The following is a 24749-nucleotide window of genomic DNA, read 5'->3' as shown; positions in this document are numbered from 1 at the left end:
CACTCTTGGCTATTCGTCGGCAGCGTCAGATGTGTATAAGAGACAGGAATTGGGAAACCAAGACGGCCGCAAAACAGAAGGAAAAGCGCGTCAAGGAGTACATCGAGAACAAGCTCAAGCCGGGTACGGCTTCGCTGTTTAGCTCCATGGAACCCTCCACCGTGACCTTGGAGGAGGCCCTCAAGCTGCTTTCCCTGCCGCGCGAGGTAGGCGAGGACGACGGCGTGATGATCACTGCGCAAAATGGCCGCTACGGCCCGTACCTGAAAAAGGGTACGGATTCGCGCTCCTTGGCCAAGGAAGAGCAGATTTTCACCATCACCTTGGATGAGGCCCGCCGCATCTATGCTGAGCCGAAGCGTCGCGGCCGCGCCGCCGCTCAGCCGCCGATCAAGCAGCTGGGCGATAATGACGTCTCCGGCAAGCCGATGACCGTGAAGGACGGTCGCTTCGGTCCGTACGTCACCGACGGCACCACCAATGCCTCCCTGCGCCGCGGCGATGACCCGGAGCAGCTTACCGACGCCCGCGCGAACGAGCTCCTTTCCGAGCGCCGCGCCAAGGAAGCTTCCGACGAGACCAAGAAGAAGTCCACCAAGAAGACGACGAAGAAGAAGGCAACCAAGAAGGCCACCAAAAAGTCCACGAAGAAGGCTGGCAAGAAGGCAACTAAGAAGCCGTCACCCGGCACGAAGAACGTGGTAAAGGCCGGCTCGCGCAAGAAGTAACCGCGTAAGGTGGCGGGCATGAACGATTTTCTTGCTCGCACCCAAGAAGGCGCCGCGGCCCTGCGGCGCGCCGTCACCATCAAAACGCGGCCGCAGCTTTTGACCTCGGTTCGTGAAGAGCCCGCCGTTGGCGCCGGAGTCCTAGCCGCAGCTATTGGCCAGGTGGAAAAGGCCCGCACCCTGACCCGTCCTTCAGCGCTCGGCGTGGCGGCCGTAACGGCGAGCCATGCCGCCTATGCGTGGAGCCTATATCGCCGCGGCGCGCGCAATGATGCTCTGGGTTGGGGCCTGCGCGCGGCCGTATGGGGCGCGGGCGTTGCCGCGACTCGCAAGGAGCCGACTGCCGCAGCCGTGGCGGTGGGCGGCGCGGCGGTACTCACGACCTCGGCAGTGGCGGGGGATCCGGCGCTGCGCACTGACGCCGGAAAGGGCATCAGCCACGGCGCCAACCTGCTCGTTGCGGCCGAGGGGCTGACGGCCCTGCGCGCGGCGCTCGCGCAGCACTATCGCGGTAAGCGGAAGCAGGGGGCGCGCCTAGTGGGCGCGGCCGAGGCGGGCGCCCTAGCGGTCGGCCATCTGCTGCTTCTCGATGGCCTGCGCCGCACCCGGTAACTGCGGCTGCATCGTCGGGCCGTAGGACAGGCGGCGGTGCACGGCCTCAAAAGGTCCGCGGCGGTCGAAGACTTCCAGCACGCAGGCTCCGATAAGCGTGACCAACCACACCGCGAAGGCCAGCGTGGCCTGGCCGAAGGCGCCCAGCTCATGGCCGAAGTTCAGCGTGAATGGGTGCACGAGGAAGAAAAAGAGAATGGATTGCCCTACGTAGCCGCTCATGGAGCGCTTGCCCAGCGCCGCAAAGGGCCACAGCACTGCGGGCAGTGGCGCGCCGGCCGAAAGCCGCTCCTGCACCGGCTGCAGCAGCAGCGCGAGCCCGGCCAGAATGCCAGGCCCGGTAAAGACGCCGATGAAAGCGTTGGCATTATTGGCGGCATTGGCCCAGCGCTGCTCGATGACCCCGAGCGTGCTCAAAGACCACAAGGCGCCGATAACCACGGTGATAGCCGCTGCAATGGCGACCCAGCGCAGGAGGGTGGGACGGTGAGAGGGGACGTCGGCAAGCACGCCCTGGCGCGCCCACACAAAGCCCACCAGCATCACGGGCAGGTACATCAGCAAAATGATCGGCGTGGCCAAGGCCTGGCTGCCTAAAGTAATAAGCTGGCTGAGCAGCAGATCGGGGTAGGACTCGATGGTGCCAATGCCCTCCGTGGCTACCACGCCGAGGGGATCCATAGCACCGGAAATGAAGGCCACAACCCCGCCCAGTGCGCACAGCGCAAAAAGAATATAGGCAATGAGCATCAGGGTAGAATCCCGCTTGCGCAGCAGGAATGCAATGACGATCCCGGCCACGCCGTAGAAAAACATAATGTCGCCCCAAAACAGCAGCACCATGTGCACCGCGCCCATGAGCGCCAAGAAGGTATAGCGCTTGGCGATGACCCTGCGCGCCGCCCGCACCGGAAACCCGCGCCGCCACAGGCTCAGGGCAATGAGCCCCACGCCAAAGCCGAGCAGGGTAGAAAACATGGGAAGGCCGCGGTTGTGGACAAAGAAGGCGCTGAAGACGACGGCCGCCTTATCCCACGCGCTGCCATCAATGATGCCGCCGAAATAGCTGCCCGGCCGATCGGTGGTGATGATCCACGCCGTGGTCATATTGGCCATGGCGATGCCTAGGAGGGCCATGCCGCGCGCCACATCGGGCACGATCATGCGGGGCCGGGAAGCTGAGCTCACTTAAAAACCTCGTTATACCTCGGAACGTTCTGCCAGGGTAGCGCGGATAGGGCGAGCCAGCTGGGTCATGCGGTGACGCCCACGCAGCTCAATGGATTTCATCATAGTCCAGCGGGCCTGCTCGGCCTCATTGGCGGTCTTGAGCGTGGCGGCATTGGTGAGCACCTGGCCCGGGGTGTCCTTGGCCAGCTCGGTCAGGCGTGCAGCCTCGTTCACGGCGTCACCAATGACGGTGTATTCGAAGCGATCCGCGCCGCCGATGTGCCCGGCGACGACGTGCCCCGCCGCCACGCCGATGCCCGCTTGCAGCTCCAGCCCGCGCAACTCGCCGCGCAGCTCGCGGGCGGCCTGCAGCGCCACGGAGGCGGAATCATAAACATTGAGCGGCGCGCCAAAGACAGCCAGCGCGGCATCGCCTTGGAACTTGTTAATGATGCCTTTATTGCGGTGCACCACCTCGACGACGTGCTCGAAGAACTTATTGAGCTCCTCCACTACCTCCTCGGGGGAGTGGTTGACGGCGAAGGTAGTAGAACCGATGACGTCAATGAAGAGCACAGCGACCTTGCGGTCCTCGCCTCCCAACTCAGGGCGCTCCTCTAGGGCGCGCTGCGCCACCTCGGCGCCGACGTAGCGGCCGAAGATATCGCGCACGCGATTGCGCTCGCGCAGGCCGCGCATCATCTCGTTGAAACCGGCCTGCAGTACGCCCAGCTCGGACCCGTCATAGATATCGACCTCGGCATTGTTCTCGCCGCGGCGCACCCGGTTAATGGCGTCCTGCAGCTCCACGATCGGGTCCACTACGCTCATCACCGCGAAGCTAGTACCGATAAACCCGGTGGCCAGAGCGGTAAGAGCCAGGGCCGTGATGGCGGGAACCAGGTCTCCTGCGGTGCCGGAGAAGAGCCCGGTGCGCTGGGCGATGAGCACGAGCAAGATGCCCAGCAGCGGCACGCCGGAGGTCATCAGCCAGGTTGAAATGAGGCGGTACTTGATGGGCGGCTCCAGGGTGGCATCCTCAAAGCGCCGTGCCACCGCCTGGGCGGCCACCGGGCGTACGAGGCGCTCTGCCTGCAGGTAGGTCAAGATGATCACCACGAGGCCGGCCAGGGTGGCAGATACGCCAACGACCAGCCCCAGGCGGCCGGATTCCTGCCCGGAAATCACCACGGCCAGGATGATGCCGATGAGCCACACCGCGGCCGCCACCACGGATTGGTAGACGGGGATGCGCAGCACTAGGTTGCGCACCATATTCGGATCGTGCTCGTCCGGGTTGCGCTGCCAGTCCAGCACCGGGCGGAAAAGCAGCAGGGTGACGGCGATGCCGATGACCACGGCAAAGATGAGGTACACCGCGGCGACGCCCATCAGGCTGGGCAGCTCGGCGGCAAAGTCCTTAATCTCCGGCATCGGCAGGAAATAAAGAACAAAGGTCATGATGGCGATGGCGCCGATGAGGTTGGCGCCGAGGACTAAGGCGGCGTAGACCGGCCATTGGGTACCCATGAGCCATCGTGCGCCGCGCAGTAGTCTGTTCATGCCTTCATACTTTAGTAAGACCAGTAGGCTAGGGCGAGTGAATACCGGAAGCGTTGCGCAAAGATTGGCAGATACCCCAGGTGTGGCACGCACTATCCTGGGTGCCGCCCGGGCAGCTCGGGGGATGCCAGGGGCAGACCCACGGGCGATGAGCCATTCCTGGCTATTTACTGGCCCGCCGGGCTCCGGCCGTTCCCTGGCCGCGATCGATTTTGCGGCCGCGCTCATGTGCACGGATCCGGAGGAACCAGGCTGCGGCCGCTGCGAGGCTTGCCGCGCGGTGCTGGAGACCAAACAACACACCGATCTGGTCCTCGTGGATCCGCAGGAGGTCATCATCCCCGTGGATACGGTGCGCGAGGTCATCGGCCGTGCTGCGAGCCTGCCCACGGTGGCCCCTTGGCGCGTGGTGATCTTCAACAACGCCGACCGCCTCAACAATAACGGCGCGAATGCCCTGCTCAAGACGGTAGAGGAGCCGCCGGCGCGCACTGTGATCATCATGTGCGCACCTTCCGACGCCCCTGAGGACTTCTCCCAGACCCTTCGCTCGCGTTGCCGCCACCTCTACATTCCCTCCCCGTCGGTGGAAAGCATTACCGCCCAGCTGGTCAGCGAGGGCGCCTCGGATCACGACGCCCACTTGGCCGCCCTCACCTCCCTCCGTCACGTCGGCAGAGCGCGGCGCCTGGTCAACGATCCGGCGGTGCAAAAACGCCGCGCGGTGGCCATCAACCTGGCAGAGGAGGTCTTCCACGGCTCCCAGGGCTTCCAGGCGGTGACTTCGCTGCTGAAATTGGTGGACTCGGAGGCGAAGGAGTCGCATAAGGACCAGGAAGAGGCCGAGCTGGCGAAGCTGGAGCAGACCCTTGGCGTAGGCGCGAAGGGCAAAGGTGCGGCTAAGGCGCAGCGCGACGCCCGCTCCGCCATCAAGGAACTGCAGGACCAGCACAAAAAGCGGGCGAAGCGCCGCGTGATCGACAACCTGGACCTCGTGCTTGTTGATCTCTCCGGCGTCTACCGCGATGCGCTCATGCAGAAAGTGGGCGCGCAGGTGGATCTCACCCACCCGGACTTCGCCGGTCTTTCTGGTGAGCTCGCGCAGCGCGTGAGCGAGGAAGGCTTGCTGGACTGCCAGGCGGCCATCACGTTGTGCCGCGAGCAGCTGACTCAAAACGTCGGCACGCAGATTGCCTTCGACGGGTTGGTGGGTCGCTTGCGCCGCGCGTGCCTGTAGGTGGGGTCCGATTTCTATTCCGCGGCGCTCCTAGGTTAGACTTTCTCTTGCTGCACTGGCGTATGCCAAGCAGCGTGCCGCCTTAGCTCAGTCGGTAGAGCATTTCACTCGTAATGAAAAGGTCGCGAGTTCGATTCTCGCAGGCGGCTCCACAGTGGCCGCAGGTGTATAGCCTGCGGCCTTTCGCGTATTCGGGGGAGGTGCGCGCTAAGCCTCGCCGTGGTTATTGAGCAGGCGCGGGACCACCTTGCCGGTGGCGTTGCGCGGGAGCTTGGCTAGGAAGTGCACGTCGCGCGGCACGGAGTGATCGGCGAGCTTGGTGCGGACCCAGTCGCGGATGGCGTCGGCGGTGAGGGCCTTTCCGGCGGCGTCGGCAGTAGGCACCGCCCACACGGCGATGCGTTGGAAGGTCTCGCTATCCTTTACGCCGCCAGCATGAACCTCGTGGATGCCGGGCATGGCCTCGAGGACCTCGGTGACGGACTGCGGGTGGACGTTTTCGCCGCCGACGATGATCATGTCATCGGCGCGGCCGACCACGTGCAGGAAGTCGTGCTCGTCGATGTAGCCCAAATCGCCGATGGAAATGAGCCCGTCCACCTTATTGAGCCGTAGGTTCGGGTTGGTATAGCCGGTCATCGCGGTGGAGTTGGTCAGGTAGATCTCTCCCACCTCGCCGCGCGGAACCGGGTGGCCCTCCTTATCGAGGATGCGCAGCTTCGTGCCCGAGGCCACGCGCCCGGCGATGGTGGGGTTGGCGGCCACCTGATCCATGGTGGCGGTCGTCGCGAGCGCAAGCTCGGTGGATCCGTACACGTTGCATAGGATGGCGCCGAAGCGCTCATTGGTCTCCTTGACCACCTCCGGGGTCAGCGCATTGCCGGCCGAGGCGATGAATTTCAGGCTCGAGGTATCGAACTCACCGGCTGGGTCCCGCTCCACCAAGCGCTTAAAGAAGATGGGGGAGGAGATCATGCCATCGAGGCGGTAGCGCTGGACATCGTCAAGCACCTGCTCCGCGTCGAATACCCGGCGAGTGACGATGGTATTGCGCAGGCCGAGCGCGATATTGATGCAGGCCCAGCCCCAGGTGTGAAAAATGGAGGCGGTGAGCTGCAGGCGCTGGTCGGCGCGCCACGGAATCGTATCCACGATGGAGGCCAGCACCACCGGCAGGGTCGGCTCCGGCCGCACAATGCCCTTCGGGATGCCGGTGGTGCCGGAGGACATGAGCACAATCGGGCCGTGCTTGGGGAAGCGCGGCAGCTCCACGGCCGGTGGATTCTTCACAATCTTGTCTAACTTCGGCAGCTCGCTTGCCCCGGTATCGTGCGCGATGATGACCGGGATATCGGTGTCCACGCGGTCGATGAATTCATCATCCACGACGAGCACATTGATGCCGTTTTCCTCGATACATCCGGCCAACTGCTCCGGGGAGGAGCCCACGTTGAGCAGGTAAATAGAAGCGCCCACATAGCCCTTCGCGCCTAGCGGAATGATGATGCCGCGGCCGTTGCGCGCCATCACGCCGAGGCGAATCTCGGGCAGGTCCAGCGAGCGGAGGTAGCGGGCAAAGCCCTGGGTGTGGGTGCGCAGCTGGCGGTAGGTGAGGGTGCCGTCGTCGTCGATAAGCGCCAAACGCTCCGGGCAGGCGAGGTAGCCTTGTTCGATCTCGCGTGCGGTGGTGAAGCGGTAGCGGGCCAAGTTCGGCAGCAGGTTGAGCTGGGCCTTCGCGCCGCCTTGGTGGCTGATGAGTCCGGCGTTAAGAAGCGCCGGCACGAACCGGCCGAGGGCTGCAGCGTGGAATGTGAAATCAGAAAAATTCACGGTTGGGGTAGCTCCAAATTAGCGAAGATAACGAAAAGATAACCATGGACGATATCGTGAGAGAGGCGGGCGGTGTTGCCGCCAACTCGAAATATGTTACAGAAGTGACTACAGTTACCTGAAGTTACTGGTGTTTCTGGAAAAGGATCTCATGAAATCTCTGCAGCTCAAAGTCCTCTCCGTGGTGGCGTCCGCGCTGGCCGTCGTAGGCGTGGCTGTCGCGCCGCAAGCCACCGCCGCGGAGCGCAACCTAGTAGCCTTCGGCGATTCCGTCCTTGCGGATCCAGATGCCGGCTCCTACTTCGCCCACCGCTACGATCCCTCTAAGGGTGCGGGCGTAGATTGCCCTACCTCCAATAACTACGCCAAGCGCGCCGGCGCCAAGCTGCGCCTTCCGGTGCGGGATTTCTCTTGCTCCGGTGCCGTGTCCATGTCTCGCGGTCCGCAGGTTTCCCAGCAGGTGGATGCGGCCATCCGCGGCGGTGCGCTGACTCCGGCTACCAACCGCGTGGTTATTACTACCGGCTTCAATGACACCTATAACCACCGCGAGCTCAACCTGCCGCAGATTCGTAAGCAGTTCGCGGACCGCACCGCCCCGCAGATCGAGCGCATTAAGCGTGCGGCCCCGAACGCCCGCGTCCAGATCGTTGGCTACCCCACCATCGGTTCTGGCCCGTACTACTGCCTCTTCCACTTCGGCCCGCGCCCGGCCGATTCCACCTTCCTGCCGCCAATCCAGGACTTTGAGAATAAGGCGCAGTGGATGCAGGTGGACTTGGCGGCGCGCACCGGCGTGCAGTTCCTGGATATGAAGCCTTCCACTCGCAATAACGGCATGTGTGCCGATGCAAACCAGCGCATGTGGGCTGGCCTGGTGGACTTTACTGGTGGTGACGGCAACCTGCCCATCCACATGAACCAGCGTGGCCATGAGCATGCGGCCAACGTCATCGCCCGCTCCTAAAAAGTGTTTTCAGTAATGCGCCGGTTTTGAAAATATCGGTACGCTCGGGCGCATGACTGTAAAAGCTGTTATTGCCCGTTCCAAGGGTGCGGAAGTCGAAACCGTCAACATTGTCGTTCCTGATCCCGGCCCTAACGACGTCATCGTGCGCGTCCAGGCCTGCGGTGTGTGCCACACCGACCTTGCCTACCGCGATGGCGATATTGAAGACGCCTTCCCCTTCCTGCTCGGCCACGAGGCCGCAGGCGTAGTAGAGACCGTAGGTTCTGCGGTCACCCACGTGGAGGAAGGCGACTTCGTCATTTTGAACTGGCGCGCCGTGTGCGGCGAGTGCCGCGCCTGCAAGAAGGGCGAGCCAAAGTACTGCTTCAATACCCACAACGCCTCCAAGAAGATGACCCTCGAGGATGGCACCGAACTTACCCCTGCGTTGGGCATCGGTTCCTTTGCGGAGAAGACCCTGGTCCACGAGGGCCAGTGCACCAAGGTGGAAGACACCGACCCAGCCGCTGCCGGCCTGCTGGGTTGCGGCATCATGGCGGGCCTCGGCGCTGCCGTGAATACCGGCGCTATCCAGCTCGGCGAGTCCGTCGCTGTCTTTGGTTGCGGCGGCGTTGGCATGGCGGCCATTGCGGGCGCCAAGCTGGCGAGCGCGGCGAAAATCATCGCCGTGGATATCGACGAGTCCAAGCTGGAGACCGCCCGCGAATTCGGCGCGACCGATACCATCTGCTCCAAGGACCTTTCGGAGCAGGAGGTTATTGACGCCGTCCGCGAGCTCACCGGCGGCTTCGGCACCGATGTCTCCATCGACGCCGTGGGCATCCAGCCCACCTGGCGCCAGGCCTTCTACTCTCGCGACCACGCCGGCCGCATGGTCATGGTGGGCGTGCCGAACCTCACCGACCACGTGGACATTCCGGCCATCGACCTCTACGGCCGCGGCGGTTCCATCAAGCCTGCGTGGTACGGCGATTGCCTCCCAGAGCGCGATTTCCCCGCTTACGTAGCGCTGTCCAAGGCCGGCAACTTCCCGCTGGACAAGTTCGTCACCGAGCGCATTGCGCTTGACGACGTCGAGCAGGCCTTCGCCACCATGAAGTCCGGCAAGGTTCTGCGTTCTGTGGTGGAGTTCTAATGCGTATCGATAGCACGGTTACTTCTGGCAAGTTCCGCCTCGATGGCGGCGAATGGGATGTGGACAATAATGTCTACGTCGTGGGCGATGACTCCAGCGTCTACGTGGTGGACCCCTCCCACGACCTCGATGCGGTAGCAGAGCTCGTAGGTGATCGCCGCGTGGAAGGCATCTTGCTCACCCACGCGCACAATGACCATTGCGAGCTCGCTCCCGAGGCCGCAAAGCGCTTCGATACCGAGGTCTACCTGCACCCGGACGATGACATGCTGTGGCAGGAGTCCAATGGCGATGCTCCGTACACGCCATTGGCGGACCGTGGTCAGTTCGATATTGGCGGCGAGAAGATTACGGTCTACCACACCCCGGGTCACTCGCCGGGCTGCGTGGTGCTGCACGTGGGCGAGACGCTGCTGTCGGGCGATACGCTCTTCAACGGCGGCCCTGGTGCCACTGGCCGCAAGTACTCCGACTTCGATGTGATCATCGAGTCGCTGAAGAACGTCGTCTTCACCCTGCCGGAGGACACTAAGGTCCTGCCAGGGCATGGCGACGCCACCACGGTGGGCGCGGAGGCCGCGCGCATCGACGAATACATCGAGCGCGGCTACTAGCCTCTAAAACGCCCGCAGGTACTCGCCGTAGCCGGACTTGAGTAACGGCTCGGCGAGTTTTTCTAGCTGGGCGCGGTCGATAAAGCCCGCCTCATATGCGGCGACCTCGGGCGATCCGATAACGATCCCGGTGCGTTTTTGCATCACCTCGACGTAGGCGGAGGCCTCGCTCATCGAGTCCACCGTTCCCGTATCGAGCCACACGCTCCCGCGGTGCAGGCGCTGGACATTGAGCTCGCCGCGGCGCAGGTACTCTTCGTTCACGGCCGTGATTTCCAGTTCACCGCGGCCGCTGGGCTTGATGCCCCTGGCTATCTCCACCACCGAGTTGTCGTAGAAGTACAAGCCCACCACCGCGTGGTTCGATCGCGGTACCTCCGGCTTTTCCTCGATGCTCAGCGCATGGCCCGCGGCGTCGAATTCCACGACACCATAGCGTTGCGGATCCGAGACCTCGTAGGCGAAGATGATGCCGCCCTCCGGATCTTGGCAGTGGGCGAGCTCGCCGCCGAAGCCGTGGAAGATATTATCGCCGAGCACGAGTGCGACGCTGTCATCGCCAATGAAATCCTCGCCAATCAAGAAGGCCTGCGCGAGCCCCTCCGGCCGCGGCTGGACCGCGTAATCGATCATCAGCCCAAGCTGCGATCCATCACCAAAGAGCCGCTGGAAGGCCTCCGCATCCTCCGGGGTGGTAATGATGAGGATCTCCCGAATACCCGCTTGAATGAGCGTGGTTAGCGGGTAATAAATCATCGGCTTGTCATAAATGGGCATGAGCTGCTTCGAGATGCCCTTGGTAATCGGATAGAGCCGAGTGCCGGAACCGCCGGCCAGGATGATGCCTTTCATTTAATCCTCCGGGTACAGCGCCAAATACAGGGCAAGGGCCGCACGCCAATTCTGCGGCTTGAAGCCGGTAGCCTCGATTTTATCTAGCGCAAGCGTCGACTCCTTAGGACGCGGCGCCTCGGGGCCCGCGATCTCGCGGTACTGCTCGGTGCTTACCGGAGTGACCTCGGCCGGGTCGTGGCCGATCCCGATGAACACGGCCATGGCAATCTCATCGCGGCCGACGGTATCGCCCGAGTTGGAGAGGTTATACACGCCGTAGTCCGCGTCGGAGTTGAGCAGGTGGACGATGCCCTTGGCAAGATCCTCGGCAAACGTGGGCCGCCCGCGCTGGTCGTGGATGACCTTCGGCTCCACTCCCTTATTGGCCAGCCGGCGCATGGTGGACATGAAATTTTCGCCCTCGCCAAACACCCACGAGGTGCGGATGACGTAGTGCTGCGGCGCCGTCTGCGCGGCGGTATCGCCCGCGGCTTTCGACGCCCCGTATGCACTGAGCGGCGACGGTAGCTCCTCCTCGGAGTGGACCTCGTTCGCCCCATCGAAGATATAGTCGCTCGACACATGCACCAGCGTGATCTGGTTTTCTGCGGCGATGCGCGCCAGCTTTGCAGGTCCCTCCGCGTTGACGGCCCAAGCGGCGGCGCGGTCGTTTTCGGCGCCGTTGACGTCGTTATACGCCGCGCAATTAATGATGGCTGAGTACTGCTTCCAATTCCGTTCCGGCGGATTGGTGATGTCGAAGTCGGCGTGGGAGCAGAATTCGGCGTCGGTAAGCAGGCGTTTGAGCGCACGCCCCAATTGCCCGTTCGCGCCCGTGACGAGGATGCGCCGGGCGGGCATTGGGCTCACCTCTGCAAGATCGGGGTGCTGTTTGTCCTTGTCCGAAATCTCGGTGGGCTCCAGCGGCCAGTCCACGATGTTGAGGTTCACCGCGGCGTAGCGAGCCTCGGCCGACCAATGCTCATTGACCAGGTAACAGTAGGAGGTTTCCTCCAGCGCCTGAAAGCCATTAGCGACGCCTCGCGGCACAAACACCGCTGTTTCCGGCCCCACCTCGTGGGTGACGACCTCGCCAAAGCTCTCCGATCCCTCGCGTAAATCGCACCACGCGCCGAAGATCTTGCCGTGCGCCACCGAGACGAGTTTGTCCCACGGCTCGGCGTGCAAGCCGCGGGTGGCTCCGGCGTGGTTATAAGAAATATTGTTCTGCACTGGCTGGAAGCTTGCGAGCTCGGGCGCGAGGCCGGTGAATTTTTCGCGTTGCCAATTCTCCTTAAACCAGCCGCGGTTATCGCCGTGCACGTCGAGGTCGATGATGAGCAGCCCTGGGATGGCGGTTTCGGTAATACGCATATCTACTGTCCTTGCTGCTTGTAGCGGGCTTCCACGTTTTCTTTCTCGGGCTTCCACCAGCCTTCGTTATCGCGATACCACGCGATGGTGGCTTCGAGACCGGCGCGGATATCCGTGAACCGCGGGGCCCATCCCAGCTCGCGGCGCAGCTTGGTGGCGTCCATGGCATAGCGCTGATCGTGGCCGGGGCGGTCCGCTACGTGCTCATAGAGTGCGCGCCCATTGCGGGTGTAGCCCATGATTTCGCAGATCAGCTCAATGACCTGCTTATTATTAATATCTTCTTGGTCCGCGCCGATATTGTAGGTCTCGCCGATGCGGCCCCGCTCGAGGATGGCGAGCACCGCGTCATTGTGGTCATCGACGTGAATCCAATCGCGCACCTGCTCGCCCGTGCCGTAGAGCTTGGGCGTGTGTCCGGAGAGGATATTGGTGATTTGGCGGGGGATGAACTTCTCAATGTGCTGGTACGGCCCGTAATTATTGGAGCAGTTTGAGATGGTCGCGCGCAGCCCGAAGGAACGCACCCATGCTCGCACGAGGTGGTCAGACCCCGCCTTGGTGGCTGAGTATGGGCTGGAGGGAGCGTAGGCGGTGTGCTCGCTAAATTTGGTCGCTGCCCCGATTTCCAGATCGCCGAAAACCTCGTCAGTGGAGACATGGTGGAGGCGGGTATCGTGCTTGCGGCAGGCTTCCAGAAGGGTGAATGTGCCTACGAGGTTCGTGTGGATGAAGGGCGAGGGGTCGCGCAAAGAATTGTCGTTATGGGACTCGGCGGCAAAATGAACCACTACATCCGCAGCGGCGACGAGCGGTTCTACGGTGGCGGGATCGGCGATATCCCCCTCCACGAGGTCGATATCGAGGCCGGCGAGGTTGGCGCGGTTTCCGGCGTAGGTGAGCTTATCGAGCACCGTAACGCGGGTATCGGGGCGCGCCTGGCATATTAGGCGCACGAAATTGGCGCCGATAAAACCGGCGCCGCCAGTGACGAGCATCGTTTGCATGGTTATCCAGTGTAGGGCAGTCGGGCGCGCGGCTGTGGCAGGCCGCGGGTCCTGGTTAGGCCGCACCCGGTGGTGACGGCGGTGGCGAGGGCGGATCCGTGAGCCTGCGGGCCGGGGCTTGTTCCGCGGCGGGGTGGTCGTTGACCTCCACGGTGGGCGATAAGCCGTTGGTGTGGGCGGCTCGGTATCCTACCCGGTCCGTGTCGGGGTCTCGTTCGGCGTGTCCCATGCCGTTGCGGCCATCGCGGTAGTCGTTATTGTCCACGTGGTGCCGGCGGCACAGCAGCGTGAGGTTCTTGAGATCGGTGGCACCGCCGTGTGACCAGGCTTGGAGGTGGTGGACATCGCAGTCCTGCCAGGGGCGGTGGCACTCGGGGTGGGTGCAGACAAGCTCGGAGGCCGCTAGGGCTAGCTTCTGCCAGAGGGACGCGGTGCGCTTGGTGCGACCAAGCTCGAGGGGGAAGCCCTTGTCGTCCACGGCACAGAAGAAATCGTGCTGCGCGCCGCCGAGGCGGAGGAGATCGAGCGGGGAGAGTTCGATGCCGGTGCTGGTGGCGAAGCGGGTATCGCCGCCCATTGCCTCCAGCTCTTCCAAGGTGGTGGCGACAAAGAAGGAACCGAGGCCGTCGGAGTTCTTTTGGGTGGCGGAAAGGTAGCTCGACAGGGCAGCGGTTAGTTGGTCCGCCATGCGCTGGGCATAGGTACGGGTATCATCTTCGGCGCTGAGATCCGCGCTGCCCTTATTCTTCGCGGGAGCAAATGCGCTGGCGAGGATGGCGGCCGTAGAGGCGTCTAGGTAACCGGAGATATGCACACCGCCGTCAGCGTCTTGGCGGGAGATGCTAAAGCGGCGCTTGCGGGTAGCGGCGTGCGGATCGGGCTCGCCTGCTGGGTTGAGAGCGTGCTTATTCGCTTTGCGGATGGCCTTGCGTAGCCACTCGCGCAGGGAATCGAAGGAGCGGTGCTTGGCCTGCTCGAGGGCTTGGTTGCGCAGTTCGCTTGGGCCGGGGATGGCGTACTTGCTGAGGCTACGTAGCTCATTCTCGATGAGGTTGAGGATGCGCTCGGGGATAGGGTCTTCTTCGAAAAGCTTCTTGCGGCGCTTCTCTTCCTCGCGGCGCTCGCGGTCAGCGCGGCGGCGAGCTTCTTCTTCGGCTTGGGCGCGTGCGGCTTCGTCGGCATCGGGGTCCGCAGGGGGAGCCGGCTCCGGATCGGGGATGGGTGCGAAGAGGTTGCGTCCATTGCGGAGGCGGGCGGCGGCCTCGGCATCGGTAAGACCTAGGCGCGTAGTCAGGTAGTCCTTGGCCTTGGAAGAGCCTACGCGGCGGCCGGCGTCATCACGCTCCGCAATGAAAGCAAAGGCGGCGTCGATGGTGGACTTATTTCCTAGCGCCCGCTCCAAGTGTTCGAAATGTGGATGAAGAAGCTCGAAAGACAGATCGGAGGGATCTTGCATGAGACCGCGCAGCTGGGTGAGCCCAGTGGCAATCTGTGCGATGGCGGAGTTTATCTCCGCGTGCTTGGTGGTTTGCATGATCCCTCCCTTCCTATTCGTTTACATGTTCTATTTTACCCAGATAAAACACCCCGTCAACAGGAAAGAAGGAATTGGTCAATAGATTAGACATTCCCCAAGAAAACGCAGCCAAAACCCCGCAAAGCGGGGCCAAAACCACTAATTCGGGAAGGGGGGAAGGGCTTTCTGGTTGAGCCAGGCGTCTACGGTGGCGTCGAAAAGCGCGGCGTCAGGAGCGGCGGCGCGGAAGGTATCCAGCAACATGGAAGGCTCCACCACCGAATGTTGGTGCTCGGTGAGGTAGCTGCGGAGGGTGCTAAAGAAGGCGTCGCCAAGCAGGCGGTGAATGGCATGCACAGCCAAGGCGCCGCGCTTATACACGCGGTCATCGAACATATCGCGCGCACCCGGATCAGAAACAGTGAGGTCTTGTGCCTTGCGTCCCAAGACGTGGTAGTGAGAACGCGCCGCCTCGTGCGCGGTGGTCTCGCCCTTATGCTCGGCCCATAGCCACTCGCTGTAGCAGGCAAAGCCCTCGTTGAGCCAGATATCCTTCCACTCGCTCAGGCCCACGGAATTGCCGAACCACTGGTGCGAGAGCTCGTGCGCAATAAGGCGCTCGAAGGCGTGGTCGCCCTTAATATGATTGGAACCAAAAATGGATAGGCCTTGCGCCTCCAACGGTATTTCCAGCTCATCTTCCGTGATGACCACCTGGTAATCCGCAAATGGGTAGGGGCCATAAATGGAGGCGAAGAAGTCCACCATTTCCTGCTGCTGGGCAAATTCATCCAGCACGCGATCGCGCAACTCGGCCGGCGCCCAAGCGCGCGTGGAAGGTCCCAGATCAAAACTAGAGAACTCTCCTACCTGCACCGTCGCCAAATAGGTGGCCATGGGCTCGCGGGTGCGGTAGTGCCAGCGCGTGGTGGAACCGCCCGCCCGGCGGGAGACAAGGTCACCATTGGACACCACGATGAAGGGATCATCGGCCGTAATGATGATGTCATAGAGTGCCTTGGCAGAAGGCGTATCGTCGCAGGGGAACCAGCTCGGCGCGCCATTGGGCTGGCTGGCCACCAGCGAACCGGACTCGGTTTCTTCCCAGCCGATCTCGCCCCAGGTGGTGCGGATCGGCCGCGGGCTGCCGCCGTAGCGAATCACCAGTTCAAACTCCGTGCCTGCCGCAATCTCTTCTGCGAAACGCAGGCGCAGCTTCCCGGAGGATTGGCGGAATTTAGCTACCCGTGGCGCACCCTTTGCGGTCACGCGCCGGGCCACCATAGCCCCGCCTAAGTCCAGGGTCAGGGACGCCAAATCTTCATCGGCCCGGATGGCCAAAATAGCCTCGCCGTGGAGCAGGTTGGGCTCCACGCGGTAGGTCAGGTCCAGCGTGTAGTGGGAAACCTCGAAACCGAGGTTGAAATCCACGCCGGTATAAGGGTCAGTGTGGGCGCGCGAAAGGGCGGTAGGAAGCAACTTCATAATGCTGCAAGCCTACCGCCCTTTTAGCCGCGGAAAGAAACGAGCTTATTTATTGAAAGCGCGCTCGAAGACCGGCCAAGAGTCCTTAAGGTCCGCAATCCAGTGCGGCCAGGAGTGGGTGCCGGTATTGCGGAAGTTATAGGTGGCCGGGATTCCAGCCTGATCCAACTTGGCCTTGAAGTTGTGGGTGCAGTAATTTACGCCAGCCTCGATGGCGCCGCCCTCAACCTGCAACTGCGCGGAGCCCACAGCAGCGGCAGCAGGGTTATAGCCCTTAGCCACGTTATAGGAGAAGGTATCCTCCTTGCCGGCTAGGCCGGAACCGGAAGAGATGTACAGTTCCGTGCCACGCAGTTTCTCGTGGTTCATCATCGCATCGTTATAACGGTTGGTGGGGGAGCCGAACGGGCCCCACATCTGCTCCGTGGTCGCACCACCGCGGTTAACGGTGAGCTCAACGGCCTTGTGCTCTATCGGGTAAGCGGTGGCTGCGCAGCCGGCGTAGGAACCGACGGCGTCGTAGAAGCCTTGGTTGTGCTCCGCCAGCAGCAGGGAGGAGGTTGCGGACATGGACATACCCGCGATGGCACGGTGGTTATCGGCCTTGATGTGGCCCTCGATGGCGCCCGGCAGTTCCTTGGTAAGGAAGGTTTCCCACTTCTGCGGTCCCTTGAGGTACTTGGAGTTCGGCTCGGATACCCAGTCGGTGTAGTAGGAGAAAGCACCGGCCTGCGGGATAACCACGTTGACGTTCTTGGAGTGGTAGAAATCAACGGCATCGGAAAGCTTCAGCCAGTCCATGTCCTGCTCCGCGCCGCCTGCGCCATTGAGCAGGTAGATGGTCGGGCGGTTCTCGTCCGTCGCGCGAATGACGGCCAGCGGAATCTTGCGGTCGTTCATGGCAGGGGAGGTGGCCTGCAGCTTTTCGACGCGCGGATCGTCCTTGTACTTCTGGTACCAAGTCTGCTGCTCCAGCTCCGGGGTGACCTCCAACGGGGCCAAGGTGGACTGGGCGGCGTTGCCCGCTACCTGCTGCGGGGTGAGCTGTGCGGCACCCGCGATTGGGGCGTATGCCAAGCCTGCACACACGGCGGTGGCAGCAAAGATGGAGCTAAGACGCTTCATAGTGCTTCTTTCCTGTAGAATTTAACTTATTGGTTATACCTCGTCGCTGCATGTTGCCCAGCTTCGGCCCCTACTTCTGACGAAGTCCTTACCTGGGGACAGGCCAGCGGCTTGCGGCTCAATGCGTATGGTAGCACCAGTACGCTGATTCAGCTCCGTGAAATTTTTACCACGGCGACGATAGGGCGCAAAGCGGGAGTGTTATCAAGACTCTATGCCTTAATAGCTCTTTTAATGTAGCAAAACCTGTGACGCATGTTGTTTGTGTGTCATAATTCTGAACGCGGCGCGTATGTAACGGTGGCGCTACAATCTCCGCTAGTGCTAAACGTGTAAATAATGCGGTCCGCAACCGCGGGCCCATCCCTCGCTCTAGGCAAGTAGAAACACAGAAAGAAGCATAATGAACGTTTTCGATTCCATCCTCGTGGCCATCAACGAAGCTCTGGGCCAGTTCCTGCACACCGGTTCCTCCATGCACTCCACCGCTGCACTGGCTCTCGGCCTGTTTTAAAACGCCGAGTCCATAGCCCTGCGTAGGGGCGTCGCGCGCTTGCCGACGCCACCGTGCAGGGCCTTTGCGCGTTTTACCCCCGAAGCGTGGGGGACTCGGGCACAAGAGTGTGACCCAATGCGCGACATGGAGGGCAAAGTTACGTATCCTAAAGGGCGTGACTAATGAACATTATGACGTAGTAGTACTCGGCGCGGGCCCTGGCGGCTACGTGGCCGCCATCCGTGCAGCTCAGCTTGGTAAGAAAGTTGCCGTAATCGAGAAGCAGTACTGGGGCGGTGTCTGCCTCAACGTAGGCTGCATCCCTTCCAAGGCGCTGCTGAAGAACGCTGAGGTTGCCCACACCTTCAACCACGAGGCCAAGGACTTCGGCATTTCCGGCGATGTCTCCTTCGACTTCGGTGTTGCCCACAAGCGTTCCCGCAAGGTTTCCGCGGGCATCGTCAAGGGTGTCCATTACCTGATGAAGAAGAACAAGATCACCGAGATCAACGGCCTTGGCTCCTTCAAGGACGATAAGACCATCGAAATCACCGATGGTGATGACAAGGGTAAGACCGTCACCTTCGATGACTGCATCATCGCTACCGGCTCCGTGGTCAAGTCTCTGCCGGGCGTAGAGCTCGGCGGCAATATCGTGTCCTACGAGGAGCAGATCCTCAATGATGAGGCCCCGAAGTCCATGGTCATCGTAGGCGCCGGCGCCATCGGCATGGAATTTGCTTATGTTCTGTCCAACTATGGCGTGGACGTCACCATCGTGGAATTCATGGATCGCGTCCTACCGAACGAGGACAAGGACGTCTCCAAGGCCATTGCCAAGGAGTACAAGAAGCTCGGCGTCAAGCTGCTGACCGGCTACAAGACCACCTCCGTGAAGGACAACGGCGATAATGTCACCGTTGAGGTGGAGTCTAAGGACGGCTCCAAGCAGGACACCCTCACCGTGGACCGTGCCATGATCTCCATCGGCTTCGCCCCGCGCACCGAGGGCTTCGGCCTGGAGAACACCGGCGTTGAGCTCACCGAGCGCGGCGCTATTGCCATCGATGACACCATGCGTACCAACGTCGACCACATCTACGCCATCGGTGACGTCACCGCGAAGCTGCAGCTCGCCCACGTTGCTGAGGCCCAGGGCGTTGTGGCTGCAGAGACCATCGCCGGCGTGGAGACCCAGCTTTTGGGCGACTACATGAATATGCCGCGCGCTACCTTCTGCAACCCGCAGGTCGCTTCCTTCGGCTACACCGAAGAGGCTGCCAAGGAGAAGTTCGCGGACCGCGACATTAAGGTCGCTACCTTCCCGTTCTCCGCTAACGGCAAGGCTGCTGGCCTCAATGAGACCGCGGGCTTTGTCAAGCTCATCGCGGACGGCGAGTACGGCGAGCTCATCGGCGGCCACATGGTGGGCTCCAACGTTTCCGAGCTGCTGCCAGAGCTGACCCTGGCGCAGCGCTTCGACCTCACCGCTGAGGAAATCGGCCGCAACGTTCACACCCACCCGACCCTCTCTGAGGCCATGAAGGAAGCTGCCGAGGGTATTGGCGGCCACATGATTAACCTCTAAGCAGGGCTGCTTGCTGACGTCGCCTTTGAGTGCGACGCCAGCGGCACCGCACCGTTCTTCCCTCGTTGGAGGGCGGCGGGCCGCGGTGCCGCTTTTTTATGTGCATTCCACCGGGGTGGCAGCGTTAGTACGGTGCCACGGCGGAGCGGTGGGCATCGACGTTGATGACCTCGTTGATGGGTGGAAAGGCGCGTTGCGCGCAGTTTTCGCGCGGGCACGTGCGGCAACCGGAGCCGATGGGGGTGGCCGAGGAGAGATCGCTGAGATCGAGCCCCTCGGCGTAGACGGTGCGGTCGGCGTGGCGGGCTTCGCAGCCTAGCCCGATGGCGAAGAGCTTATTGGTATCGCCAAAACGCCCCTGGTGGTGCTGGACGGCGCGGGAGATCCACAGGTAATTGCGGCCATCGGGCATCTGCGCCAGCTGGCGGGAGATAATGCCGGGCTGGGTGAAGGTCTCGTAAACATTCCACAACGGGCAGGTGCCGCCGTTATTGGAAAAGTGCACGCCGGTGGCGGATTGACGCTTGGACATATTGCCTGCGCGGTCGACGCGGACAAAAGTAAAAGGAATGCCGCGGAGGTTATCGCGCTGCAGGGTGGACAGGCGGGAGGCCACGGATTCATAGCCCACGCCGAAGACCTGGCAGAGGTATTCCACGTCGTAGCCGGAGCGCTCGGCTTCGGAATGCATCAGTGCATAGGGCATCACGGTGGCGGCGGCGAAGTAGCTGGCCAAGCCGCGTTGTGCGAGGTTGCGTGAAGCATCCGAGGTAAACGGCTCCTCCTCCACTAGGGCGGCGATGTCCTCCCCGGCCTCGAGGAAGCTCAGCTCCGCGGCCATGCGGAAGGCGCGCTGGCCTTCGCTCAGGCGCGACGCGAGCCGGAACTCGCCGGTCTCGCGGTTAAAGCTGTGCAACGTGCCATCCATCTGGGAAGTGATGTGGATATCTACGTTGTGACGATCGCGCAGGCGCTGGGCCAAGGCGTGTTCGGTGTCGCGGATGCCGAAGTGGGTGACCGAGAGGGCGTCGGCAAGCTGCTCTGCATGGTGGTCCAGGTTGTCCAAGTAGTTTTGGCGAGCGTAGAAGAAGTCGCGCACCTCGTCGTGCGGCATGGATAGGGCCTGGGGGGCCTCGGTGGTGCGACGGGCATCGGTGGCCAGCGAGAGCTTATCGCGCATATTGCGGTAGCGACGGTGGACATCCACCAGCGTGCGAGCCACGGTGGGGTGGTTATAGACGAGCTCGGAGAGCTCCTGCAGCTCGACAGGGGAGGGGCAGAGCTCCTTGTCCTGGATGACGTCCTGGATCTCGGCAAGAAGGCGGGAGTCATCGTCACGGGAGAAGAAGGTGGCATCGACGCCGAAGACCTCCGTGATGCGCAGGAGCACCGGGACGGTGAGCGGGCGGACGTCGTGCTCGATCTGATTGACGTAGCTGGCGGAGAGCCCTAGCGTCGCAGCAAGAGAAGCCTGACTGAGATCGCGCTCACGGCGAAGCTGGCGAAGGCGGGATCCCACATACGTCTTACTCATGCCGGCAAGGTTACTGGCTGGCCTGCGGGTGTGCACCCTAATCGCAAAGATCTTGCAAAGAATGTTCACCTCCCTGTGGGCTGCATGTGGGTTTCATGCGAAAGTTTGACGCATAAAGGGGTAAGGCGGTCACTCCAGTAACACCGGGTGACCAAGTTCACAATTGTGGAGGAAATTACGCAACGCCAATATTGCGGAATTGCGAGCAGCCAAGGTAGTGACGTTTTGCCCCGAGGCTTTTAAGGCAACCCTTGCCTAAAAGAATTCTGACTTTAACCGTACCGCCGTACCGTTAGGGGAAACGCTGCAGGAATTGACTGGTAACCAGCGGTTAAGCCCAGTTAAAGTGAGGGCGACAATGGAGGTGTCATGACTTTAAGAAATCCCGACCGTGAGGCAGTAGCTCACGGCCACATCACTAACGAACCAATCCGCCAGAAGCCGGGAGTGCCCTCCTGGGTTCTGAAGCTCATCATGGCCGTCACTGGCCTGCTTTTCGCCCTCTTCGTTGTTGGCCACATGGCCGGCAACCTGAAGTTGTACTTGCCGGCGCACGGCGGCGAAGAGGCGCTGGATGAATACGGCGCATTCCTGCGCTCCATGGGCGAGCCACTGTTCCCGCATGAGGGCGCATTGTGGATCATTCGCGCCGTCCTACTGGTTGCCATCATCGCCCATATCTACGGCGCGATCGCTTTGACCACCCGCTCCAAGGCATCCCGCGGCAAGTTCCGCCGCAGCAACCTGATGGGCGGCCTTGATTCCTTCGCCACCAAGACCATGCTGGTCTCCGGCATCGTTTTGCTGCTGTTCATCATCTTCCACCTGCTGGACCTGACCATGGGCGTGCAGCCCATCGCCCCAGGTGACTTCGCAGAGGGTGCGGTGAAGGCCAACATGATTGCTACCTTCAGCCGCTGGCCGGTCACCATCGTGTACGTGATTGCCATGTGCTTCCTGTTCCTGCACCTCACCCACGGCATTCGCCTTGCCGCCTCTGACCTGGGTATCACCGGTGCGAAGTGGCGTCAGACCTTCCTGATCCTGGCGTACGTTATCCCGGCCGTTGTCTGCATCGGCAACATCGTTATGCCTTTGTCCGTTGCCCTGGGCTTGGTCAGCTAAAGGAGTTAGAAACCCATGACTAATACTGAACTCAAGCGCGAGCACCCTAAGTTCTCGCATCCACAGTCCATCGTTCCGGGCGTAACCGCCGGCAACATTCTGGAATCTAATGAGCCGCACGGCGTGCCGATGAAGGATATGTGGTCCCACCAAAAGGACCACATGCAGCTAGTTTCCCCACTGAACCGCCGCAAGTTTGAGGTTCTCGTGGTTGGTACCGGCCTGTCCGCCGGTTCCGCTGCGGCCGCACTGGGCGAGCTGGGCTACAAGGTTAAGGTTTTCACCTACCACGACTCCCCGCGCCGCGCGCACTCCATTGCCGCGCAGGGTGGCGTCAACGCCTCCCGTGCCAAGAAGGTGGACAATGACTCCGCCTACCGCCACACCAAGGACACCGTTAAGGGCGGCGACTACCGCTGCCGTGAGTCCGACTGCTGGCGCCTGGCAAACGAGTCCGTCCGCGTTATTGACCACATGAACGCCATTGGCGCCCCATTCGCTCGCGAGTACGGCGGCACCTTGGCTACCCGTTCCTTCGGTGGTGTGCAGGTCTCCCGTACCTACTACACCCGTGGCCAGACAGGTCAGCAGCTGCAGCTGTCCACTACCTCGGCGCTCTACCGCCAGATTGGCCTGGGCAACGTGGAGCTCTTCGCTCACAACGACCTGCAGGACATCATCGTCTACAACGACAACGGTAAGAAGCGTGCGGGCGGCATCGTGACCCGCAACCTGATTACCGGTGAGCTCAAGGCCTTCACCGGCCATGCAGTTGTGCTGGGTACCGGCGGCTACGGCAACGTCTACCACATGTCCACACTGGCAAAGAACTCCAATGCCAGCGCCATGATGCGTGCGTATGACAGCGGTGCTTACCTGGCCTCCCCGGCCTTCGTGCAGTTCCACCCGACGGGCCTGCCGGTCAACTCCGATTGGCAGTCCAAGACCATCCTGATGTCGGAGTCCCTGCGTAACGACGGCCGCATTTGGTCCCCGAAGAAGGAGGGCGACGACCGCGACCCGAATACCATTCCGGAAGAAGAGCGCGACTACTTCTTGGAGCGCCGCTACCCGGCATTCGGCAACCTAGTTCCGCGTGACGTTGCTTCCCGCGCCATCTCCCAGCAGATTAATGCTGGCCTGGGCGTTGGCCCGCTGCACAACTCGGTGTACCTGGACTTCCGCGACGCCATCGAGCGCCTGGGCAAGGACAAGATCCGCGAGCGCTACTCCAACCTCATTGAGATGTACGAAGAGGCCATTGGCGAGTCCGCCTACGAGACCCCGATGCGCATCGCTCCGACCTGCCACTTCACCATGGGTGGTCTGTGGACCGATTTCAACGAGATGACCTCTATCGACGGCCTCTTTGCCGCCGGTGAGTGCTCCTGGACCTACCACGGCGCTAACCGCCTGGGTGCTAACTCCCTGCTTTCGGCTTCCGTCGACGGCTGGTTCACCCTGCCGTTTACCATCCCGAACTACCTGGCCGACCACCTCAATGAGGAGAAGCTGGCCGAGGATTCCCCAGAGGCACAGGCAACCCTGGCACAGTCTCAGGAGCGCATCGACCGTCTCATGGGCGTGCGCGGTGAGGACCCGCACGGTCCGGCCTACTACCACCGCCAGCTGGGTGACATCCTGTACCACGGCTGCGGTGTGTCCCGTAACGTCGAGGACCTCAAGGAAGCTATCACCAAGATCCGTGAGCTGCGCGAGGACTTCTGGGCTAATGTCCGCATTCCGGGTGAGGCCAACGACATGAACCAGGTGCTGGAGTACGGCCTGCGCGTTGCCGACTACCTGGACTTGGGCGAGCTTATGTGTGTTGACGCTTTGGACCGCGATGAGTCCTGTGGCGCTCACTTCCGCGAGGACCACCTCACCGAGGACGGCGAGGCAGAACGCGACGATGAGAACTGGTGCTTTGTTTCCGCATGGGAGCCGGGTGCTAATAAGAACGAGTTCATCCGCCACGCCGAGCCGCTGTACTTTGATTCGATCCCGCTGATGACAAGGAACTACAAGTAATGAAACTGACACTTGAGATCTGGCGTCAAGCCGGACCGACCCAAGAAGGCCACTTCGAGACTGTCCAGGTGGATGACGCTTCTGAGCAGATGTCCATCCTGGAGCTGTTGGACCACGTCAACGAGGGCTACATTGAGCGCGGCGAAGAGCCCTTCGCTTTCGCTTCCGACTGCCGTGAGGGCATCTGTGGTACCTGCGGCCTGACCGTCAATGGCCGCCCGCACGGCCCTGGCCAGAACACCCCGGCCTGCCAGCAGCGCCTGTTCAACTTCACCGATGGTGACACGATCAAGCTGGAGCCGTTCCGTTCCGCTGCCTACCCGGTCATTAAGGACATGATCGTGGACCGCGCGGCTCTGGATCACGTGATGGAGCAGGGCGGCTACGTCTCCATGGATGCTGGTACCGCTCCGGATGCGGATACCATGCACATCAACCATGAGACCTCCGAGTACTCGCTGGACCACGCTGCCTGCATTGGCTGCGGTGCCTGCGTTGCTGCCTGCCCGAACGGTGCGGCTCACCTGTTTACCGGCGCAAAGCTGGTGCACCTCTCCCTCATGCCACTGGGCAAGGAAGAGCGTGGCCGCCGTGCCCGCAACATGGTTGATGACCTGGAAGCCAACTTCGGCCACTGCTCCCTCTACGGTGAGTGCGCCGATGTCTGCCCGGCCGGCGTTCCGCTGACCGCGGTTTCCGCGGTTACCCGCGAACGTGCACGTGCTGCTTTCCGTGGCAAGGACGACTAAGCTAAGGTTATTCCGTAGGAATACTA

Annotated in this window: 20 protein-coding genes and 1 tRNA gene; 11 read left to right on the top strand and 10 right to left on the bottom strand. The window is 62.0% G+C overall.

Annotated features, from left to right (window positions below; all coding sequences use genetic code 11):
* The coding region (locus tag QP934_RS03745; protein WP_419126842.1) for a topoisomerase C-terminal repeat-containing protein at positions 1-728 on the top strand (728 nt) is incomplete at its 5' end.
* A gap of 18 nt (positions 729-746) precedes the next feature.
* A complete protein-coding gene (locus tag QP934_RS03740; protein ID WP_340419362.1) occupies positions 747-1340 on the top strand; it encodes a hypothetical protein in 594 nt (197 codons plus the stop codon).
* On the opposite strand, the gene QP934_RS03735 is transcribed toward QP934_RS03740, so the two are convergent.
* Together QP934_RS03735 and QP934_RS03730 are read right to left on the bottom strand one after the other, a co-directional pair.
* The gene (locus tag QP934_RS03735) at positions 1290-2528 is read right to left on the bottom strand and encodes a DUF418 domain-containing protein (RefSeq protein WP_419126841.1); all 1239 of its coding nucleotides are present in this window, start codon (positions 2526-2528) and stop codon (positions 1290-1292) included. The two genes, QP934_RS03740 and QP934_RS03735, sit on opposite strands and share 51 nt — an antisense overlap.
* A 12-nt stretch (positions 2529-2540) precedes the next feature.
* On the bottom strand, positions 2541-4073 hold the full coding sequence (locus QP934_RS03730) for an adenylate/guanylate cyclase domain-containing protein (protein ID WP_419126840.1): 1533 nt from the start codon (positions 4071-4073) through the stop codon (positions 2541-2543).
* Between QP934_RS03730 and QP934_RS03725 the strand changes: the two genes are divergently transcribed.
* Positions 4072-5310, top strand: a complete 1239-nt coding sequence (locus QP934_RS03725) for a DNA polymerase III subunit delta' (RefSeq protein ID WP_239274085.1) — start codon at positions 4072-4074, stop codon at positions 5308-5310. The genes QP934_RS03730 and QP934_RS03725 overlap by 2 nt on opposite strands.
* Positions 5311-5386: 76 nt before the next feature.
* Positions 5387-5462: transfer RNA gene (locus tag QP934_RS03720), tRNA-Thr, on the top strand.
* Between the two features lie 55 nt (positions 5463-5517).
* Here QP934_RS03720 and QP934_RS03715 read toward each other — a convergent pair.
* Positions 5518-7140, bottom strand: coding sequence for an AMP-binding protein (locus QP934_RS03715; RefSeq protein WP_287556171.1), 1623 nt, complete (start codon positions 7138-7140; stop codon positions 5518-5520).
* A gap of 151 nt (positions 7141-7291) precedes the next feature.
* Between QP934_RS03715 and QP934_RS03710 the strand changes: the two genes are divergently transcribed.
* From QP934_RS03710 to QP934_RS03700, 3 genes are read left to right on the top strand one after another with little or no spacing between them, the layout of a single operon-like run.
* Positions 7292-8107 carry a GDSL-type esterase/lipase family protein gene (locus QP934_RS03710; protein ID WP_419126839.1) on the top strand — a complete coding sequence of 272 codons (816 nt, stop codon included), beginning with the start codon at positions 7292-7294 and terminating at the stop codon, positions 8105-8107.
* 52 nt (positions 8108-8159) lie between these two features.
* Positions 8160-9245: an S-(hydroxymethyl)mycothiol dehydrogenase gene (locus QP934_RS03705; protein WP_337888413.1), complete on the top strand. Its 1086-nt coding sequence runs from the start codon at positions 8160-8162 to the stop codon at positions 9243-9245.
* Entirely contained in the window at positions 9245-9859 is a 615-nt protein-coding gene (locus QP934_RS03700; RefSeq protein WP_005323087.1) for an MBL fold metallo-hydrolase, read from the top strand. Before QP934_RS03705 ends, QP934_RS03700 begins: the two co-directional genes overlap by 1 nt.
* Before the next feature lie 3 nt (positions 9860-9862).
* Here the strand turns inward: QP934_RS03700 and rfbA are convergent, their stop codons facing one another.
* The 6 genes from rfbA to QP934_RS03670 all read right to left on the bottom strand — a co-directional run bounded on the left by rfbA (position 9863) and on the right by QP934_RS03670 (position 17200).
* A complete protein-coding gene (gene rfbA / locus QP934_RS03695) occupies positions 9863-10711 on the bottom strand; it encodes a glucose-1-phosphate thymidylyltransferase RfbA (RefSeq protein WP_049377811.1) in 849 nt (282 codons plus the stop codon).
* On the bottom strand, positions 10712-12067 hold the full coding sequence (locus QP934_RS03690) for a sugar nucleotide-binding protein (RefSeq protein WP_419126838.1): 1356 nt from the start codon (positions 12065-12067) through the stop codon (positions 10712-10714). It lies immediately after the preceding gene.
* Positions 12068-12069: 2 nt separating this feature from the next.
* The gene (gene rfbB / locus QP934_RS03685; protein WP_349822327.1) at positions 12070-13074 is read right to left on the bottom strand and encodes a dTDP-glucose 4,6-dehydratase; all 1005 of its coding nucleotides are present in this window, start codon (positions 13072-13074) and stop codon (positions 12070-12072) included.
* A gap of 55 nt (positions 13075-13129) precedes the next feature.
* On the bottom strand, positions 13130-14608 hold the full coding sequence (locus QP934_RS03680; RefSeq protein WP_419126837.1) for a DUF222 domain-containing protein: 1479 nt from the start codon (positions 14606-14608) through the stop codon (positions 13130-13132).
* A gap of 141 nt (positions 14609-14749) precedes the next feature.
* Complete coding sequence (locus QP934_RS03675) at positions 14750-16075, bottom strand: M1 family metallopeptidase (protein ID WP_419126836.1); 1326 nt, start codon at positions 16073-16075, stop codon at positions 14750-14752.
* 45 nt (positions 16076-16120) lie between these two features.
* Positions 16121-17200, bottom strand: a complete 1080-nt coding sequence (locus QP934_RS03670; protein ID WP_340419352.1) for an alpha/beta hydrolase family protein — start codon at positions 17198-17200, stop codon at positions 16121-16123.
* 671 nt (positions 17201-17871) lie between these two features.
* Here QP934_RS03670 and lpdA point away from each other — a divergent pair.
* The gene (gene lpdA / locus QP934_RS03665) at positions 17872-19284 is read left to right on the top strand and encodes a dihydrolipoyl dehydrogenase (protein ID WP_005327177.1); all 1413 of its coding nucleotides are present in this window, start codon (positions 17872-17874) and stop codon (positions 19282-19284) included.
* Positions 19285-19408: 124 nt separating this feature from the next.
* Here the strand turns inward: lpdA and ramB are convergent, their stop codons facing one another.
* Positions 19409-20818: an acetate metabolism transcriptional regulator RamB gene (gene ramB, locus QP934_RS03660; protein ID WP_419126835.1), complete on the bottom strand. Its 1410-nt coding sequence runs from the start codon at positions 20816-20818 to the stop codon at positions 19409-19411.
* Between the two features lie 369 nt (positions 20819-21187).
* Here ramB and QP934_RS03655 point away from each other — a divergent pair, with 369 nt between their 5' ends.
* The 3 genes from QP934_RS03655 to QP934_RS03645 are packed head-to-tail and all read left to right on the top strand — an operon-like array spanning position 21188 to position 24723.
* Complete coding sequence (locus QP934_RS03655) at positions 21188-21943, top strand: succinate dehydrogenase cytochrome b subunit (protein ID WP_198492425.1); 756 nt, start codon at positions 21188-21190, stop codon at positions 21941-21943.
* A gap of 15 nt (positions 21944-21958) precedes the next feature.
* Positions 21959-23974: a fumarate reductase/succinate dehydrogenase flavoprotein subunit gene (locus QP934_RS03650; protein ID WP_337888422.1), complete on the top strand. Its 2016-nt coding sequence runs from the start codon at positions 21959-21961 to the stop codon at positions 23972-23974.
* Positions 23974-24723: a succinate dehydrogenase/fumarate reductase iron-sulfur subunit gene (locus tag QP934_RS03645; protein WP_198492427.1), complete on the top strand. Its 750-nt coding sequence runs from the start codon at positions 23974-23976 to the stop codon at positions 24721-24723. Before QP934_RS03650 ends, QP934_RS03645 begins: the two co-directional genes overlap by 1 nt.
* Positions 24724-24749: the final 26 nt, after the last annotated feature.

It is taken from the genome of Corynebacterium sp. MSK122 (assembly GCF_030229435.2).
GTDB classification, from domain to species: Bacteria; Actinomycetota; Actinomycetes; order Mycobacteriales; family Mycobacteriaceae; genus Corynebacterium; species Corynebacterium marquesiae.
Note: the sequence above shows the minus strand (reverse complement) of the source record. Positions and strands in the feature narration are given on the sequence as shown.

What these genes read in the sequence shown, in the direction of transcription:
- QP934_RS03740 (WP_340419362.1), top strand. Translation starts at nt 747, where the DNA reads ATGAACGATTTTCTTGCTCGCACCCAAGAAGGCGCCGCGGCCCTGCGG.
- QP934_RS03725 (WP_239274085.1), top strand. Translation starts at nt 4,072, where the DNA reads ATGCCTTCATACTTTAGTAAGACCAGTAGGCTAGGGCGAGTGAATACC.
- QP934_RS03730 (WP_419126840.1), bottom strand. Translation starts at nt 4,073, where the DNA reads ATGAACAGACTACTGCGCGGCGCACGATGGCTCATGGGTACCCAATGG.
- QP934_RS03710 (WP_419126839.1), top strand. Translation starts at nt 7,292, where the DNA reads ATGAAATCTCTGCAGCTCAAAGTCCTCTCCGTGGTGGCGTCCGCGCTG.
- QP934_RS03705 (WP_337888413.1), top strand. Translation starts at nt 8,160, where the DNA reads ATGACTGTAAAAGCTGTTATTGCCCGTTCCAAGGGTGCGGAAGTCGAA.
- QP934_RS03700 (WP_005323087.1), top strand. Translation starts at nt 9,245, where the DNA reads ATGCGTATCGATAGCACGGTTACTTCTGGCAAGTTCCGCCTCGATGGC.
- rfbA (WP_049377811.1), bottom strand. Translation starts at nt 10,711, where the DNA reads ATGAAAGGCATCATCCTGGCCGGCGGTTCCGGCACTCGGCTCTATCCG.
- QP934_RS03690 (WP_419126838.1), bottom strand. Translation starts at nt 12,067, where the DNA reads ATGCGTATTACCGAAACCGCCATCCCAGGGCTGCTCATCATCGACCTC.
- rfbB (WP_349822327.1), bottom strand. Translation starts at nt 13,074, where the DNA reads ATGCAAACGATGCTCGTCACTGGCGGCGCCGGTTTTATCGGCGCCAAT.
- QP934_RS03680 (WP_419126837.1), bottom strand. Translation starts at nt 14,608, where the DNA reads ATGCAAACCACCAAGCACGCGGAGATAAACTCCGCCATCGCACAGATT.
- QP934_RS03675 (WP_419126836.1), bottom strand. Translation starts at nt 16,075, where the DNA reads ATGAAGTTGCTTCCTACCGCCCTTTCGCGCGCCCACACTGACCCTTAT.
- QP934_RS03670 (WP_340419352.1), bottom strand. Translation starts at nt 17,200, where the DNA reads ATGAAGCGTCTTAGCTCCATCTTTGCTGCCACCGCCGTGTGTGCAGGC.
- ramB (WP_419126835.1), bottom strand. Translation starts at nt 20,818, where the DNA reads ATGAGTAAGACGTATGTGGGATCCCGCCTTCGCCAGCTTCGCCGTGAG.
- QP934_RS03655 (WP_198492425.1), top strand. Translation starts at nt 21,188, where the DNA reads ATGACTTTAAGAAATCCCGACCGTGAGGCAGTAGCTCACGGCCACATC.
- QP934_RS03650 (WP_337888422.1), top strand. Translation starts at nt 21,959, where the DNA reads ATGACTAATACTGAACTCAAGCGCGAGCACCCTAAGTTCTCGCATCCA.
- QP934_RS03645 (WP_198492427.1), top strand. Translation starts at nt 23,974, where the DNA reads ATGAAACTGACACTTGAGATCTGGCGTCAAGCCGGACCGACCCAAGAA.